General features: G+C 70.8%; 11 protein-coding genes and 1 tRNA gene. 9 read left to right on the top strand and 3 right to left on the bottom strand.

Features of this window, described 5'->3' with window-relative positions; all coding sequences use genetic code 11:
- Nucleotides 1–302: 302 nt before the first annotated feature.
- The 8 genes from dnaN to AB0G32_RS06055 all read left to right on the top strand — a co-directional run bounded on the left by dnaN (nt 303) and on the right by AB0G32_RS06055 (nt 10,381).
- Nucleotides 303–1,433, top strand: a complete 1,131-nt coding sequence (dnaN, locus tag AB0G32_RS06090; RefSeq protein WP_361158795.1) for a DNA polymerase III subunit beta — start codon at nt 303–305, stop codon at nt 1,431–1,433.
- Nucleotides 1,434–1,625: 192 nt separating this feature from the next.
- Nucleotides 1,626–2,501: a phosphogluconate dehydrogenase (NAD(+)-dependent, decarboxylating) gene (gene gnd, locus AB0G32_RS06085; protein WP_361158792.1), complete on the top strand. Its 876-nt coding sequence runs from the start codon at nt 1,626–1,628 to the stop codon at nt 2,499–2,501.
- A gap of 33 nt (nt 2,502–2,534) precedes the next feature.
- Entirely contained in the window at nt 2,535–3,656 is a 1,122-nt protein-coding gene (recF, locus tag AB0G32_RS06080) for a DNA replication/repair protein RecF (protein ID WP_361158789.1), read from the top strand.
- Nucleotides 3,653–4,204 (top strand): DciA family protein, encoded by a 552-nt coding sequence (locus AB0G32_RS06075; protein WP_361158786.1) that lies wholly within the window; start codon nt 3,653–3,655, stop codon nt 4,202–4,204. The genes recF and AB0G32_RS06075 overlap by 4 nt, the downstream gene beginning before the upstream one ends.
- Before the next feature lie 536 nt (nt 4,205–4,740).
- Nucleotides 4,741–6,801 (top strand): DNA topoisomerase (ATP-hydrolyzing) subunit B, encoded by a 2,061-nt coding sequence (gyrB, locus tag AB0G32_RS06070; protein ID WP_361158783.1) that lies wholly within the window; start codon nt 4,741–4,743, stop codon nt 6,799–6,801.
- 42 nt (nt 6,802–6,843) lie between these two features.
- Nucleotides 6,844–9,438, top strand: coding sequence for a DNA gyrase subunit A (gene gyrA, locus AB0G32_RS06065; RefSeq protein WP_361158780.1), 2,595 nt, complete (start codon nt 6,844–6,846; stop codon nt 9,436–9,438).
- Between the two features lie 18 nt (nt 9,439–9,456).
- The gene (locus tag AB0G32_RS06060) at nt 9,457–10,215 is read left to right on the top strand and encodes a DUF3566 domain-containing protein (protein WP_361158778.1); all 759 of its coding nucleotides are present in this window, start codon (nt 9,457–9,459) and stop codon (nt 10,213–10,215) included.
- Nucleotides 10,216–10,304: 89 nt separating this feature from the next.
- A tRNA-Ile gene (locus tag AB0G32_RS06055) sits at nt 10,305–10,381 on the top strand.
- A 282-nt stretch (nt 10,382–10,663) separates the two neighbouring features.
- Here the strand turns inward: AB0G32_RS06055 and AB0G32_RS06050 are convergent.
- The 3 genes from AB0G32_RS06050 to AB0G32_RS06040 all read right to left on the bottom strand — a co-directional run bounded on the left by AB0G32_RS06050 (nt 10,664) and on the right by AB0G32_RS06040 (nt 15,845).
- Entirely contained in the window at nt 10,664–11,005 is a 342-nt protein-coding gene (locus tag AB0G32_RS06050; protein ID WP_361159089.1) for a tyrosine-type recombinase/integrase, read from the bottom strand.
- A gap of 73 nt (nt 11,006–11,078) precedes the next feature.
- Nucleotides 11,079–15,035: a hypothetical protein gene (locus AB0G32_RS06045; RefSeq protein WP_361158776.1), complete on the bottom strand. Its 3,957-nt coding sequence runs from the start codon at nt 15,033–15,035 to the stop codon at nt 11,079–11,081.
- A 246-nt stretch (nt 15,036–15,281) separates the two neighbouring features.
- Nucleotides 15,282–15,845, bottom strand: coding sequence for a hypothetical protein (locus tag AB0G32_RS06040; RefSeq protein ID WP_361158773.1), 564 nt, complete (start codon nt 15,843–15,845; stop codon nt 15,282–15,284).
- Between the two features lie 250 nt (nt 15,846–16,095).
- On the opposite strand from AB0G32_RS06040, the gene AB0G32_RS06035 reads away from it, so the two are divergent.
- Complete coding sequence (locus AB0G32_RS06035) at nt 16,096–16,971, top strand: FkbM family methyltransferase (protein WP_361159086.1); 876 nt, start codon at nt 16,096–16,098, stop codon at nt 16,969–16,971.
- Nucleotides 16,972–17,006: the final 35 nt, after the last annotated feature.

Raw genomic sequence — 17,006 nt, 5'->3', positions numbered from 1 at the left:
CCGTGGACAAAATTCCTGGGCTGACCTGGGCAAACGGGGTTATCCACGGTATCCACAGGCCCTACTACTACTAACGACTAGAGAGAGCTGGGAACTCGTTTCGAAGCGGGCCCTGTGCACAACTCGCTCTGTCCTGCCCGACCGTCCCTCGTCACGACTTGACCCCGATGGGCACCTACTGTCAGTGCGGTGCGTCAGACTGGTCCCCGGTGTACTGCCCCGGACCAAGGGCGACGACACCGAGTCAGACGACTGAGGCGAAGCAGGGCGACAAGCGCCGGCAACAGCAGGAGGCGGCAACGGTGAAGATCCGGGTGGAACGCGACGTACTCGCGGAGGCAGTGGCCTGGGCGGCTCGCAGCCTCCCGGCCCGTCCGCCGGCGCCGGTCCTCGCGGGCCTGCTGCTGAAGGCGGAGGAAGGGCAGCTGAGCCTGTCCAGCTTCGACTACGAGGTCTCCGCGCGGGTGTCGGTCGAGGCGGAGGTCGAGGAGGAGGGCACGGTGCTGGTCTCCGGCCGCCTGCTCGCCGACATCTCCCGCGCCCTGCCCAACCGGCCGGTGGAGATTTCCACAGACGGTGTACGGGCGACGGTGGTCTGCGGCTCGTCCCGGTTCACCCTCCACACCCTGCCGGTGGAGGAGTACCCGGCGCTGCCGCAGATGCCGAACGCGACGGGCACCGTCCCCGGCGAGGTCTTCGCCTCCGCCGTGCAGCAGGTCGCCATCGCGGCCGGCCGCGACGACACGCTGCCCGTCCTCACCGGTGTGCGCATCGAGATCGAGGGCGACACGGTGACGCTGGCCTCCACCGACCGCTACCGCTTCGCGGTCCGCGAGTTCCTGTGGAAGCCGGAGAACCCGGAGGTCTCCGCGGTCGCCCTGGTGCCCGCCAAGACGCTCCAGGACACCGCCAAGGCGCTCACCAGCGGCGACCAGGTCATCCTGGCGCTGTCCGGCTCCGGCGCGGGCGAGGGCCTGATCGGCTTCGAGGGAGCCGGCCGCCGGACCACGACGCGGCTTCTGGAGGGCGACCTCCCGAAGTACAAGACGCTCTTCCCGACCGAGTTCAACAGCGTCGCCGTGATCGAGACCGCCCCCTTCGTGGAGGCCGTCAAGCGCGTCGCCCTGGTCGCCGAGCGCAACACCCCGGTGCGGCTCAGCTTCGAGCAGGGCGTGCTGATCCTGGAGGCCGGCTCCAGCGACGACGCACAGGCTGTGGAGCGGGTCGACGCCCAGCTGGACGGCGACGACATCTCGATCGCCTTCAACCCGACCTTCCTGCTGGAGGGCCTGAGCGCCATCGGCTCCCCGGTGGCCCAGCTGTCCTTCACGACGTCCACCAAGCCGGCCCTGCTGAGCGGCAGGCCGGCGCTGGACGCCGAGGCGGACGAGGCGTACAAGTACCTGATCATGCCGGTGCGACTGAGCGGCTGACCGCCGCACTTGTCCACAGCCGGTGGACGGCCGGTGGATGGCCAGTGGACGAAGTCCCAGGTGGGCATACGAATGAGCGCGTATGCCCACAGCTGTGCGCGGGAGTCCGGGTTTAGGCTCGGCGCCGGTGCGATCGCGCCTCACACGGCGAACGCGCCTCATACGCCACAGCGACCCTAAGGAACGCAACTGATGGAGCTCGGTCTCGTCGGCCTCGGCAAGATGGGCGGCAACATGCGCGAGCGGATCCGCCGCGCGGGCCACACCGTCGTCGGATACGACCGCAACCCGGACCTCGCCGATGTCCACAGCCTGGAAGAGCTGGTGGGCAAGCTCAGCGGCCCGCGAGTGGTGTGGGTGATGGTCCCGGCCGGCTCGGCCACCCAGTCGACCGTCGACGAGCTGGCCGAGCTGCTGGAGCCCGGCGACGTCGTCGTGGACGGCGGCAACAGCCGCTGGACGGACGACGAGAAGCACGCCGAGGAGCTGGCGGCCAAGGGCATCGGCTTCGTCGACTGCGGCGTCTCCGGCGGCGTCTGGGGCCTGGAGAACGGCTACGCGCTGATGTACGGCGGCGACGCCGGCGACGTCGCCAAGGTGCAGCCGATATTCGACGCGCTCAAGCCCGAGGGCGACTTCGGCTCGGTGCACGCGGGCAAGGTCGGCGCGGGCCACTTCGCGAAGATGGTCCACAACGGCATCGAGTACGCGATGATGCAGGCCTACGCCGAGGGCTGGGAGCTGCTGGAGAAGGTCGACTCAGTGACCGACGTCCGGGAGGTGTTCCGCTCCTGGCAGGAGGGCACGGTCATTCGGTCCTGGCTGCTCGACCTGGCGGTGAACGCCCTGGACGGCGACGAGCACCTGGACAAGCTCCGCGGTTTCGCCGCGGACTCCGGTGAGGGACGCTGGACGGTGGAGGCGGCGATCGACAACGCGGTGCCGCTGCCGGCGATCACCGCGTCGCTGTTCGCGCGGTTCTCCTCGCGGCAGGAGGACTCGCCGCAGATGAAGATGATCGCGGCGCTGCGCAACCAGTTCGGCGGCCACGCGGTCGAGAAGAAGTAAGCAGCAGGTTCCGAGGGAGGTCGGCGCACGACCATGCACGTCACGCATCTGTCGCTGGCCGACTTCCGCTCCTACGCCCGGGTCGAGGTCCCGCTGGACCCGGGCGTCACCGCCTTCGTCGGCCCCAACGGGCAGGGCAAGACCAACCTGGTCGAGGCGGTCGGCTATCTCGCCACCCTCGGCAGCCACCGCGTCTCCTCCGACGCCCCGCTGGTCCGCATGGGCGCCGACCGCGCGGTGATCCGGGCCCAGGTCCGGCAGGGCGAGCGGCAGCAGCTGATCGAGCTGGAGCTGAACCCGGGCCGCGCCAACCGGGCCCGCATCAACCGGTCCTCGCAGGTCAGACCCCGCGACGTGCTGGGCATCGTACGGACCGTGCTGTTCGCGCCCGAGGACCTCGCGCTGGTCAAGGGCGACCCGGGTGAGCGGCGGCGGTTCCTGGACGAGCTGATCACCGCGCGGTCGCCGCGGATGGCCGGGGTGCGCTCCGACTACGACCGGGTGCTCAAGCAGCGCAACACCCTGCTGAAGTCGGCGGCGCTGGCCCGGCGGCACGGCGGCCGGACGCTGGACCTGTCGACGCTGGACGTCTGGGACCAGCATCTGGCGCGCGCGGGTGCGGAATTGCTCGCCCAGCGACTGGATCTGATCGCCGCGCTGCAGCCGCTGGCCGACAAGGCGTACGACCAGCTGGCCCCGGGCGGCGGTCCGGTGGCCCTGGAGTACAAGCCGTCGGCGCCCGGCGAGGCGCACACCCGCGAGGACCTGTTCGAACAGCTGATCGCCGCGCTGGCCGAGGCGCGCAAGCAGGAGATCGAGCGGGGGGTCACGCTGGTCGGGCCGCACCGCGACGACCTGCTGCTCAAGCTCGGGGAGCTGCCGGCCAAGGGGTACGCCTCGCACGGCGAGTCCTGGTCGTACGCGCTGGCGCTGCGGCTGGCCTCCTACGATCTCCTCCGCGCGGAGGGCAATGAGCCGGTGCTGGTGCTGGACGACGTCTTCGCCGAGCTGGACGCGCGGCGCCGGGAGCGGCTGGCCGAGCTGGTGGCGCCCGGCGAGCAGGTGCTGGTGACCGCCGCGGTGGACGACGACGTACCGGGTGTGCTGGCGGGGGCCCGGTTCGCGGTGGCGGACGGGACGGTGGAGCGCGTATGAGCGCGTCCGAGCCCGGGCCCCGGAAGGATTCGGTGCCGAAGAAGGCTCCCGAGCCGTCCGGTGTCGATCTCGCGCGGGTGGCGCTGCGGGCGGCGAAGGAGGCGGCACGCGCGCGTGGCGAGGCGGTGCAGCAGAAGAAGCAGGCCCGGCGCGGTGGGCTGCGCTCCGGGGCGCGGGCCGACGGGCGGGACCCGATGGCGCTGGGGCCCGCGATCAACCGGCTGATCACCGAACGCGGCTGGGAGACGCCGGCCGCGGTGGGCGGGGTGATGGGCCGCTGGCCGCAGATCGTCGGTGAGAAGGTCGCCCTGCACTGCAAGCCGGAGAAGTTCGACGAGGACGCGAGGGAACTGACGGTTCGCTGCGACTCGACGACGTGGGCCACCGAGATCAGGTACCAGGCCCCCGGACTGCTCGCGCGGATCAACCAGGACCTCGGGCACGGCTCGGTCCGGCTGATCAAGGTGCAGGGTCCAGGTGGCGCCCCGCGCCGCTACGGGCCGCTGCGGGCCCCCGGCAGCACGGGCCCGGGCGATACGTACGGGTGAGACGTGCGGGTGAGGCGTACTGCTGAGGCGTACTGCTGAGGCGCGCGTGGACGCGTGGGCGAGTGTGCCCTGTTTGCACCCTTTTCGCACCGGTCTCACGCCGGTCCGGCGCCGCTTCCGCGCCCAGCATCTCAAGAGTGACTGACATCACATAAGGGCTTGTCAACCGCCGGTTTGGCTCGTCGGCGGCCCGCTTGTCGTATCACCGCACACGGATGCGAATCGCGACCTGACTCCGAAGTAGCCAAGGGTTGACGGCCGGAAGCGCTGAGTGCCTCCGTGAGCCTCTTGGAGCCCCCTTCCGTATATCGGGAGTCGGGAGAGGACGTCTCAGGGCGGCACATGCGGACTCAGGTACCGGCAAACCCCCATCAGTGTCAGTGGTACCGGTAGACTGGAAGACAATCCCGCCCCGGTCGTGGGGAGCCCGGGAAAAGCTGAGCAACGCTGAATCAAGGCTTACCAACGCAACATGCCGCAGCCGCTCCGGCAAACGCCGCCGAGCCCGGCTCGTGCTGTGCCAGAAAGGGCGCTTCGTGGCCGATTCCGGCAACCCCAACGAGAACATCCCGTCCACCGACACCGGCGTGAACGACGCGGCGAGCCCCTCGCACGAGGAGGCCGCCGCCTCGTACGACGCCAGTGCCATCACCGTGCTCGAGGGCCTGGACGCGGTCCGTAAGCGACCCGGTATGTACATCGGTTCGACCGGCGAGCGGGGACTGCACCACCTGGTGCAGGAGGTCGTCGACAACTCCGTCGACGAGGCGCTGGCCGGTCACGCGGACACCATCGACGTCACGATCCTGGCCGACGGCGGGGTGCGCGTCGTGGACAACGGCCGCGGCATCCCGGTCGGCATCGTCCCCTCGGAGGGCAAGCCCGCCGTCGAGGTCGTGCTGACCGTGCTGCACGCGGGCGGCAAGTTCGGCGGCGGCGGCTACGCGGTCTCCGGTGGTCTGCACGGCGTGGGTGTCTCCGTCGTCAACGCGCTGTCGTCGAAGGTCGCCGTCGAGGTCAGGACCGACGGCCACCGCTGGACGCAGGACTACAAGCTGGGCGTGCCGACGGCCCCGCTGGCCAAGCACGAGGCCACCGAGGAGACCGGTACGACGGTCACCTTCTGGGCCGACGGCGACATCTTCGAGACCACCGACTACTCCTTCGAGACGCTGTCGCGGCGTTTTCAGGAGATGGCGTTCCTCAACAAGGGTCTGAAGATCAACCTCACCGACGAGCGCGAGTCGGCGAAGGCCACCGCCGGCGCGGACGAGGCGGGCGAGGACGAGAAGCAAGAGGTCAAGACCGTCTCGTACCACTACGAGGGCGGCATCGTCGACTTCGTGAAGTACCTCAACTCCCGCAAGGGAGAGGTCGTCCACCCCACGGTGATCGACCTGGAGGCCGAGGACAAGGACAAGTTCCTGTCCCTCGAGGTCGCGATGCAGTGGAACGGCGGCTACACCGAGGGCGTGTACTCGTTCGCCAACATCATCCACACCCATGAGGGCGGCACGCACGAAGAGGGCTTCCGGGCCGCGCTGACCTCGCTGATCAACAAGTACGCGCGGGACAAGAAGCTGCTGCGCGACAAGGACGACAACCTCACGGGCGACGACATCCGCGAGGGTCTGACCGCGATCATCTCGGTGAAGCTGGCCGAACCGCAGTTCGAGGGCCAGACCAAGACCAAGCTGGGCAACACCGAGGTGAAGACCTTCGTCCAGAAGGTGGTCTACGAGCACCTGGCCGACTGGCTGGACCGCAACCCCAACGAGGCCGCGGACATCATCCGCAAGGGCATCCAGGCGGCCACCGCGCGGGTGGCGGCCCGCAAGGCGCGCGACCTGACCCGCCGCAAGGGCCTGCTGGAGTCGGCGTCGCTGCCGGGCAAGCTGTCCGACTGCCAGTCCAACGACCCGACCAAGTGCGAGATCTTCATCGTCGAGGGTGACTCCGCCGGCGGCTCGGCCAAGTCCGGCCGCAACCCGCAGTACCAGGCGATCCTCCCGATCCGCGGCAAGATCCTCAACGTCGAGAAGGCGCGCATCGACCGGATTCTCCAGAACCAGGAGATCCAGGCGATGATCTCCGCGTTCGGCACCGGTGTGCACGAGGACTTCGACATCGAGAAGCTCCGCTATCACAAGATCATCCTGATGGCGGACGCCGACGTCGACGGCCAGCACATCAACACCCTGCTGCTGACGTTCCTGTTCCGCTTCATGCGGCCGCTGGTCGAGGCCGGGCACGTCTTCCTGTCCCGCCCCCCGCTCTACAAGATCAAGTGGGGCCGGGACGACTTCGAGTACGCGTACTCCGACCGTGAGCGCGACGCGCTGATCGAGCTCGGCCGGCAGGCCGGCAAGCGGGTCCGGGAGGACTCGGTGCAGCGCTTCAAGGGTCTGGGCGAGATGAACGCCGAGGAGCTGCGCATCACCACGATGGACCAGGAGCACCGGGTGCTCGGCCAGGTCACCCTGGACGACGCCGCCCAGGCCGACGACCTCTTCTCGGTGCTGATGGGCGAGGACGTCGAGGCCCGGCGCCAGTTCATCCAGCGCAACGCCAAGGACGTCCGCTTCCTCGACATCTGAGTCGGTCGCCGCTGACCGCATCAGGAAGGACCTTCACCAGCAATGACCGACGAGAACACTCCCGTCACCCCCGAAGAGGGCGGCGTCATCGCCCAGCGCGTCGAGCCCGTCGGGCTCGAGACGGAGATGCAGCGCTCCTACCTCGACTACGCGATGTCCGTCATCGTCTCGCGTGCGCTGCCGGACGTGCGGGACGGCCTCAAGCCCGTCCACCGCCGCGTGCTGTACGCGATGTACGACGGCGGTTACCGCCCCGAGCGCGGCTTCTACAAGTGCGCCCGCGTCGTCGGCGACGTCATGGGCAACTACCACCCGCACGGCGACTCCTCCATCTACGACGCCTTGGTCCGCCTCGCCCAGCCGTGGTCGATGCGGATGCCGCTGGTCGACTCCAACGGCAACTTCGGCTCGCCGGGCAACGACCCGGCGGCGGCCATGCGGTACACCGAGTGCAAGATGGCGCCGCTGTCGATGGAGATGGTCCGCGACATCGACGAGGAGACCGTCGACTTCACGGACAACTACGACGGCCGCTCCAAGGAGCCGACCGTCCTGCCGGCCCGCTTCCCGAACCTGCTGATCAACGGCTCGGCGGGCATCGCGGTCGGCATGGCGACCAACATCCCGCCGCACAACCTGCGCGAGGTCGCGGCCGGCGCCCAGTGGTACCTGGAGAACTACGAGGCCAGCCACGAGGAACTGCTGGACGCCCTCATCGAGCGCATCAAGGGCCCGGACTTCCCGACCGGGGCCCTGGTGGTCGGCCGCAACGGCATCGAGGAGGCGTACCGCACCGGCCGTGGCTCGATCACCATGCGCGCGGTGGTCGAGGTCGAGGAGATCCAGAACCGCCAGTGCCTGGTGGTCACGGAGCTGCCGTACCAGACCAACCCGGACAACCTGGCGCAGAAGATCGCCGACCTGGTGAAGGACGGCAAGATCGGCGGCATCGCCGACGTCCGCGACGAGACGTCGTCCCGCACCGGCCAGCGGCTGGTCATCGTCCTGAAGCGGGACGCGGTCGCCAAGGTCGTCCTGAACAACCTCTACAAGCACACCGACCTGCAGTCGAACTTCGGCGCCAACATGCTGGCCCTGGTCGACGGCGTGCCGCGCACGCTCTCGCTGGACGCGTTCATCCGGCACTGGGTGAACCACCAGATCGAGGTCATCGTCCGGCGGACCAGGTTCCGGCTGCGCAAGGCCGAGGAGCGGGCCCACATCCTGCGCGGTCTGCTCAAGGCGCTGGACGCGATCGACGAGGTCATCGCCCTGATCCGGCGCAGCGACACGGTCGAGATCGCCCGCGGCGGCCTGATGGACCTCCTCGACATCGACGAGATCCAGGCCAACGCCATCCTGGAGATGCAGCTGCGCCGGCTGGCCGCCCTGGAGCGGCAGAAGATCGTCCAGGAGCACGACGAGCTTCAGGCGAAGATCACCGAGTACAACGCGATCCTCGCCTCGCCGGTCCGCCAGCGCGAGATCGTCAGCCAGGAGCTGGGCGCGATCGTCGACAAGTACGGCGACGACCGCAAGACGAAGCTGATCCCCTACGAGGGCGACATGTCCATCGAGGACCTGATCGCCGAAGAGGACATCGTCGTCACCGTCACGCGCGGCGGCTACATCAAGCGCACCAAGACCGACGACTACCGGGCGCAGAAGCGCGGCGGCAAGGGCGTCCGGGGCGCGAAGCTGAAGGAAGACGACATCGTCGACCACTTCTTCGTCTCCACCACCCACCACTGGCTGCTGTTCTTCACCAACAAGGGCCGGGTCTACCGGGTCAAGGGCTACGAGCTGCCCGACGCCGGCCGGGACGCGCGCGGCCAGCACGTGGCCAACCTGCTGGCCTTCCAGCCGGACGAGTCGATCGCCGAGATCTTCGCCATCCGCGACTACGAGGCGGCGCCCTACCTGGTGCTGGCCACCAAGGGCGGCCTGGTCAAGAAGACCTCGCTGAAGGACTACGACTCCCCGCGCTCGGGCGGTGTCATCGCCATCAACCTGCGGGAGATGGAGGACGGGACCGACGACGAACTGATCGGTGCCGAACTCGTCTCGGCCGATGACGATCTGCTGCTGATCAGCAAGAAGGCGCAGTCGATCAGGTTCACCGCCTCGGACGACACGCTGCGGCCGATGGGCCGGGCCACCTCGGGCGTCAAGGGCATGAGTTTCCGTGACGGCGATGAGCTGCTCTCGATGAATGTTGTTCGAACCGGTACGTTCGTGTTCACTGCCACCGACGGCGGGTACGCGAAGCGCACCTCCGTCGACGAGTACCGCGTCCAGGGTCGCGGCGGCCTCGGCATCAAGGCCGCCAAGATCGTCGAGGACCGTGGAGAGCTCGTCGGAGCGCTGGTGACCGAGGAGACCGACGAAATCCTCGCCATCACCCTCTCCGGCGGTGTGATTCGCACGCGCGTCAGCGAGGTCAGGGAGACGGGCCGTGACACCATGGGCGTCCAACTGATCAATCTTGGCAAGCGCGATGCCGTGGTCGGCATCGCACGCAACGCAGAGGCGGGTCGCGAGGCGGAGGAAGTCGACGGCGACGTGGCCGACGACGAGACCGCCGAGGATGCCGCGACCGCCGGCACGGACGAGGGCGAGGCGCCCTCGGCCGAGTAGCACGAGGAGAGAGTCATCGTGAGCGGAGCCACGGGCGCCGGATCGGCCGGTACCTCGACGGGTACGGAAACGGACGGCGGCGGCCGTGGCTCCGCCGCGCAGGGAACGGACCCGCACGGGAACGCGTCCTCATCCTCGTACGAGACTCATGGATCCCAGGGGGGAACTGTGACGGACACCCGAGGTCCGCAGACCCAGCAGTACGCCGCTGGCGCGGGCCCGGCCGCAGCCGGCGCCCAGCCCGCGCCCCAGCAGGGGACTTCCCCGCTGCCGGGCGAGCGGCAGCAGCAACAGCCCGGCGGGCCCTACCACCCGCCGCAGGCGTACCAGACCCCGGCGGGTACCGCGGGCGGTGCGGCCGGTGCGGTCCGCCGGCCGCGCACCGGCGCGGGCCGTACCACGCCCCGGGTCCGCAAGGCCCGGCTGCGGGTGGCGAAGGCCGACCCGTGGTCGGTGATGAAGGTGAGCTTCCTGCTCTCCATCGCGCTCGGCGTGTGCACGATCGTCGCGGCGACCGTGCTGTGGATGGTCATGGACGCGATGGGCGTCTTCTCGACGGTCGGCGGCACGATCTCCGAGGCCACCGGCTCCAACGAGTCCAACGGCTTCGACCTCCAGTCCTTCCTGTCGCTGCCCAACGTCCTGCTGTTCACGACGATCATCGCGGTCATCGACGTCGTCCTGGCCACCGCCCTGGCGACCCTCGGCGCGTTCATCTACAACCTCTCCGCCGGCTTCGTCGGCGGCGTGGAGCTGACGCTCGCCGAGGACGAGTGAGCGGCCGCGGGTAACCGATTTTGGGCCTGCCCACCTCGTGCGCTAATCTTCAGGAGTCAGCGCGCGGGACATACACCGCAGAGCGCGGCGGGGCTATAGCTCAGTTGGTTAGAGCGCATCCCTGATAAGGATGAGGCCACAGGTTCAAATCCTGTTAGCCCCACCAGCGAAAAGACCCCCAGCCGATCATGGTTGGGGGTCTTTGACATCTACGGCTGACATCAACGGCGGTCACGGAACCGGCCTCAGCTCCTTGGCGTCGTGCTCGGTAGGGATGCTGGGCTGAGGAGGACTGTGGAAGGCGATCCGCCGTGGTGGGCGATCTTCGTGATCTCGGCCGGAGTGACACTGGTCTTCGGGACGATCTTCCTGTCCGTAGTTGGCGCAGTGGCACTCAGCGTGACCTGGGTGCGCAACAGGCTTCGCAGCCGATCAAGCAGTGGGCACATCAGCCAATGAGCGGATCTTCCAGCAGCTCGGCGAGCATGCCGACCGCTTCCCGCTCACTGTCGCCCACGACGTGCGTGTAGACGTCCATGGTCATGCTGATCTGGCTGTGCCGGAGGATCGCCTGAGCGACCTTGGGGTGGACCTTCAGGAAGGCGAGCAGGGTCCCGCAGGTGTGCCGGGCGAGGCGGACCGTGATGCGGCGGACGCCGGCGCGCTTGACGAGCCGCTCGAAGGTGCGGGAGAAGCCCACCGGGTCGAGCATGCCGCCGTGCTCGGCGGAGAAGATCAGGTCATGGTCGGGCTCCGGCGACCAGTGCTCACCGGCGATCTTCCGTTCCAGGGCTTGCCTGTTGGCCCCACCAGCGAGAAGGCCCCCGACCGGTCACGGTTGGGGGCCTTGCGTATGTCTTGGGTCACGTGCCGCACGGTGGGTCGTAGGACAGGCGGGGCAGGTATTCGTGCCAGCGGATCGGGGTGAGGACGTTGCGGGTGGCGGAGCAGATGCGGCGGACCGCCTCGTCTACGTCCAGGCTCCACAGGCGTACGGTGTCGACGCCGCTGGAGACCCCGAGCATGCGGCTGCGCGGGTTGAAGGCCAGGAAGTTGCCGGTCTTGGCGTTGGGGCTCAGTGACTGGCCGATGGGGGTCGCGGCGGACGGGTCGGTGACGTCCCAGAGGCGGACCGTGTTGTCGTTGCCGCCGCTGGCCAGCGTGTGGCTGCTGGGGCTGAAGGTCAGCGACACGACCGCCTCGGTGTGGCCGGTGAGCTCGGCGACCGGTTCCCGGTCGTCGCCGGCGGGGTCCCACAGGCGGACGGTGCTGTCGTCGCTGCCGCTGGCCAGGGTGCGGCCGTCGGGGCTGAACGCGAGGGCGTTCACCGGCCCGATGTGCTCCCCGAGGACGCGTCCGGCGCCCGTGGCGGCGGTGACGGGCCACAGCCGGATGGTGCCGTCGGCGCCGCCGGCCGCGACGGTGCGGCCGTCCGGGGCGAAGACGAGGGCGTTGACGTAACCGGTGGGGCCGGTCAGCGGGGCGCCCAGGGGGCGCAGGCGGGCGGGGTCGGTCGCGTCCCACAGCTGGACGGTGCGGTCGCTCTGGGCGGTGGCCAGGGTGTGGCCGTCCGGACTGAAGGCCAGCGCGCCGGGGCCGGCGAAGCGGGTCCGCAGTTCGACGGGCGGGGCGTGGGCGGCGGGGTGCGCGGTGTCGGCGACGTTCCAGAGCTGGACGGCGTGGCTGCCGGTGAGGACGGCCAGGGTGCGGCCGTCGGGCGAGAAGACCAGGGAGCGGATGTCGCCCTCGCCGGGGGTGAACGGGTGGCCCAGTGGGCGGGGGCGGTCGGCGTCCGTGACGTTCCACAGCCGGACCTTGCCGTCCCGGGCCGCGGTGGCCAGCACCCGTCCGTCCGGGCGGAAGGCCCCTATGCGGCCGACCATGTCCGAGGTGGGGATCGACCACAGGCGGACGGTGTTGTCGCCGCTGCCGGTGGCCAGGGTGCGGCCGTCCGGGCTGAAACCGACCGCGTACATCTCGCCGCTGCTGCCCGCGAGCGGCTCGCCGACCTGGGACGGGTAGGCCGGGTTGCTGACGTTCCACAGGGTCGCCGTGGAGTCGGCGCTGCCCGCGGCGAGCATGGTGCCGGCGGAGTTGAAGGCCACCGACCAGACCGGGCCGGTGTGGCCGGTGAGGGGGGTGCCGAGGGAGCGGGGGCGGGCGGCGTCCGTCATGTTCCACAGGCGGATGGTGTCGTCGGCGCTGCCGCTGGCCAGGGTGCGGCCGTCCGGGCTGAAGGCCACCGAGTGCACGGTGCCGGTGTGGCCGGTCAGCGTCGCGCCCGTGCGGTGCGGGTGGCGCGGGTCGGCCGTGTCCCAGAGCCGGATCGTGTTGTCGTCGCCGCCCGTCGCGAGGGTGCGCCCGTCCGGGCTGAACGCCAGCGACCGTACGGCGTCGGTATGGCCGGTCAGGGTGGTCAGCGCGGTCGGGTGGCCGGGGTCGGCCACGTTCCACAGGCGGGCGGTGCGGTCGTTGCCGACGGAGGCGAGGGTGCGGCCGTCGGGGCGGAAGGCGAGCAGGTAGACGGTGCCGTCGTGGCCCCTCAGGGGGGCGCCGAGGGGGCGCGGGCGGGCCGGGTCCGTCACGTCCCACAGGCGGATCGTGCCGTCGTCCGAGGCGCTGGCCAGCGTATGCCCGTCCGGGCTGAAGACCGCGGTGCTCACCCAGCTGCGGTGGCCGGTCAGGGGCTTGCCCAGGGGTTTGGGGCGGGCCGGGTCCGCGACGTTCCACAGGCGGACCGTCCGGTCGTAGGAGGCGGTGGCCAGCAGGCGGCCGTCCGGGCTGAAGGAGGTGAGGTAGACGGCGCCGGTGTGGCCGGTGAGGGGGGTGGCCAAGGGGGCGTTGACGATGGATATGAGCCGGTTGCGGGTGCCCTCGTCGTCGGGGCGCAGGTCGTGTGCCACCAGGTCGAGCTGGGCGGAGAGGGACGGGTCCGAGTACTGGAAGCGGTCGGCCTCGGCGGAGACCTGCGCGAACACCGCGTCGTCCCGCTGTCTGAACGCGGTCACCGCCGACGCCGCCGCCACGATCGCCAGCACCAGCACCGCCGCCACCGCGCCCCGGCTGAGCCACACCGTTCGGCGCCGCAGCCGGACCGAGGCGGCCAGGAACTCCGCCGCGCTGCGGGTCAGTACGGTCCCGGCCGACCTGGTCCAGCCGTGCGCCTGCTCCAGCCGCGAACCCCGGTAGAGCAGGGCCGTGTCGCGGCCGGAGTCCTCCCAGGCCCGGCCGTCCTCCTCCAGCCGCTGGCGCAGCAGATGGCCGCCCCGGTCCTCGTCGATCCAGCCGCGCAGCCGCGGCCAGGCGTGCAGCAGCGCCTCGTGGGTGATCTCCACCGTCTCCGCGTCCAGCGTCACCAGCCGGGCCCGGACCAGTGCTTCGAGGGACTCCTCGGTCTTGCCGGGGTCCTTGGACTCCTCCGCGAGACCGCGTCGGGTGCCGCGCCGGCGGGTGGTCTGGGTGTCCTCGCTCAGCCGCACCAGTCTGAGCAGCAGTTGCCGGGCGGCGGCGCGGGCGGCCGGGTCGAGGCCGGACCAGGCGTGCTCCGCCGTCGTCGCCACCGCCGTCTGGATGCCGCCGGCCGCGCGGTACCCGGCCAGCGTCAGCCGGCCCGACTTGCGCCGCTGCCAGGTGGCGAGCAGCGCGTGGGACAGCAGCGGCAGCACACCGGCGTCGTGCCCGCCGTGCGGGCCGTCGGCGCTCACCTCCCGGACGATCAGCTCCACCAGGCCCGGTTCGATCTCCAGGCCGACCGCCTTCGCCGGGCCGGCCACCGCCTCGCGCAGCTCGGCCGTGGTCAGCGGCCCGAGCACCATGTGCCGGTGCTGGAGGGCGTCGGCGAGTTCGGGGTGGCCGAGGCACTGCTCGTAGAAGTCCGCGCGGACGCCGACCAGGACGCAGACGGGGGGCGGTCCGTCAGCGCCGGCGGCCGCGCACATGGCGTGCAGGGTCTGGATGAACGTACGCCGGACCGTGTCGTCGGGGCAGAGCGCGAAGGTCTCCTCGAACTGGTCGACGATCAGCACCGGCGGCGGGCCGGGCGGGCCGGCCGGTGGCGTCCGGCGGGCGGCCCACGCGGTGACGGCAGTCCGGACGGCCGCGGCGAAACCGGGGGTCGCGGCCGTGCCGGGTTCGGCGAGGACCGGTGCCAGGTCGGGGACCGCCCGGGTCAGCTCCGCGAGCGGGGCCGGTCCGGGTACCAGGTACAGCACCTCGCGGCCGGTCCGCAGGGCGGGCATCAGGCCCGCGTTCAGCAGGGAGGACTTGCCCGCTCCCGACGCGCCGACCAGCGCGACCAGGCCGCCGGTCCGCTCGGCCGCGCGGACCTGGGCGATGAGGTCGTCCCGGCTGCGCTCCCGGCCGAAGAACCAGCGGGCGTCCTGCTGCCGGTAGGCGGCCAGCCCCCGGTAGGGGCACACGCCGGCCACGCCCGGGGAGTCGGTGCCGCGGCCGTCGGCGGTCTCGTCCGGCGCCTCGCCGCGGTCGCCCGCCGGATCGGCCAGCGCCTGCTCCCACAGGCGCTGCCACTGGGCCAGGTCGTACAGGCCCTTGGACACCGGGACGGGCCGGGCCCGCCGGGCCGCGGGGATCAGCACGTGCAGCACCGCGGCGAGCGCGGTGAACTGCGCGGGTACGTTCCTGGCCCGCCGCCAGTCGCTGATCCGCTGCGCGGACACCCGTACGGGCCGCCCCCGTTCGTCGACCCGCTGGAGCCGGTCGACCGCCTCGGCCACCCGCTTGAGGGGCGGATTGCCGGCCTCCGTGTACAGCAGGGCGAGTCGCTCGGCGAAGGCTGTACGTGTCCCTGAGTCGGAACTCAAGGTCCCACCCCTTACCTCCCCCGCAGTCGTCACGTCCGGACCGGAAAACTCACTCTATACGTCTGACCTGCGGTGAAGGGGGCGATCCGGACGCGGCCCCTCCTCGGTGGACGGGATCGCTGGCAGGATCGCCGACAACGGCAGTGAGGACGGGCCGAGTCCGTTCGCACCGTTCGGTACCGGTCCGCACGAGGGGAGGGACCGGTACCGGACGGCGCGACGCGACCGATCGGTCCGCGTGCCCGCTCACCCCTCCCGGGACGGTTGCCGGGGCGGCGGCAGCAGCAGGTCCCGCTCCGGATGCTTCTCGCCGGTGACGTTGCCCTGGATGCCGAGGTCCGCGCGGGCCGCCTCGTGGAACAGGTTGATCTGCCGGAACGCGGTGCGGTGCCGTTCGCGCCATTCTCCGAGGGTGCCGGTGATCTGACCGCCGGCCTGCCAGACGATCTCCGACACCGTGCTGTTGAGTTCGTGCCCGGCCTCGATGGCGTCGTCGCCGCCGAGCAGCATCACGCGTTCGAAGGCCGAGCCCCAGCGCCGGCCGACCTCGGCCACGTCCTCCCGGAGTTCGACCAGCGGCCGGTGGTCCTCGCGGATGCCCTCCCGGACCTCGTACAGCCGCACGCACGCGGCGATGCGCATCTTGACCGCGTCGACGTACTCGCTGTAGGCGTCGATCTTCTTGTCGTCCCACCGGGTGAGCAGCTGGTAGCGGTTCCTGGACCGCTCCAGCAGATAGGCGGCCACCTGCGTGGTCAGCGCACCGAGCAGGACGCCTCCCACGGTCACGATCTGTTCGCCGGTTCCCATGCCGCCCCCCGCCGGATGTTCTCAAGTCGACCGGCGGATCTTATGAGTTCGGCGGGCGGCGCCTGCGATCCGGCGGGTGGTGGCGGGAGAAGATGGCTGAAACGCGCGGGTGGCGCGGCCGGTCCCGGGCCGTGGTTCCGGTCGCCGGGGCCGAGGTGGCACCGTGTCCGGTGTGACACCCGATGCGAACAGGGCCGCGCGGACGCGCGGCGGCCTCACGGAGTCCCTGGCGACCCTGGGCAGCCGGTACGTGCGGCATGCGCCGGGCTTCCTCGGCAAGACCGCGCTGGCCGGCCGCCTCCTCAACCCGTACCTGCGCGAACACCCCCGGCAGCGGGTGGTCGAGGACCGCTGCGGAGCCCGGTTCGCGGTGGACACCACCGATCTGATCCAGCGGTATCTCTACCTCTTCGGGGTCTGGGAACCGCATCTGACCGGCTGGCTGCGGCGCAGGCTAAGGCCGGGCGACACGTTCGTCGACGTCGGAGCCAACATCGGCGTCTTCACCGTGCTCGCCTCCCGGCTGGTCGGCGCCGAGGGCCGGGTGGTGGCGGTGGAGGCCTCGCCCGCCTTCCACGGGCGGCTGCTGCGCAACCTCCGGCTCAACGGCTGCGCCAACGTCCGCGCGGTGAACACGGCGGTCGCCGACCGGCGCAGGACGCTCACCTTCGTGCTGGCCAGCTCCCACAACATGGGCGCCAACAGCATCGTTCCGTACGACGGACCGGCCGAGTCGGCCTTCGCGACCGAGGCCGTGCCGCTGACGGAGGTGCTGACCGCGTCCGAGGTGGCCACCGCGCGGGTGCTCAAGATCGACGTGGAGGGCGCCGAGGGCAGTGTCGTGCGCGGGCTGGCGCCGCTGCTCGGCGCGTTGCGGCCGGACGCCGAGGTCTGTGTCGAGGTGACGCCGGAGCGGATGGCCCGGCTCGGCGACTCGGCCGACGAACTGCTGGAGACGTTCGCCGCGGCCGGGTTCCACGCCTACCGGATGGCGGGCGGCTACGCGCCGGCCGACTCGCTGCGGGCGCTGCGCGCCGGGCCCACCGCGCCGGTGCGGTGGCGGCAGCCGCCGGCCGGGGAGACGGAGCTGGTGTTCTCCCGGGTGGACGCGGAGGCGTTGCCGTAGCGGTCCGGGGGTGTCACCCGAGGGGATACCGGGGG

It is taken from the genome of Streptomyces sp. NPDC023723, from assembly GCF_040639815.1.
Lineage (GTDB): Bacteria > Actinomycetota > Actinomycetes > Streptomycetales > Streptomycetaceae > Streptomyces.
The sequence above is the reverse complement of the archived record's forward strand: the minus strand, read 5'-3'. Positions and strand labels throughout refer to the sequence as shown.

Excerpts from the sequence above, each read along its gene's own strand:
- recF (WP_361158789.1), top strand. The coding sequence starts at position 2,535 with ATGCACGTCACGCATCTGTCGCTGGCCGACTTCCGCTCCTACGCCCGG.
- AB0G32_RS06040 (WP_361158773.1), bottom strand. The coding sequence starts at position 15,845 with ATGGGAACCGGCGAACAGATCGTGACCGTGGGAGGCGTCCTGCTCGGT.
- AB0G32_RS06075 (WP_361158786.1), top strand. The coding sequence starts at position 3,653 with ATGAGCGCGTCCGAGCCCGGGCCCCGGAAGGATTCGGTGCCGAAGAAG.
- gnd (WP_361158792.1), top strand. The coding sequence starts at position 1,626 with ATGGAGCTCGGTCTCGTCGGCCTCGGCAAGATGGGCGGCAACATGCGC.
- gyrA (WP_361158780.1), top strand. The coding sequence starts at position 6,844 with ATGACCGACGAGAACACTCCCGTCACCCCCGAAGAGGGCGGCGTCATC.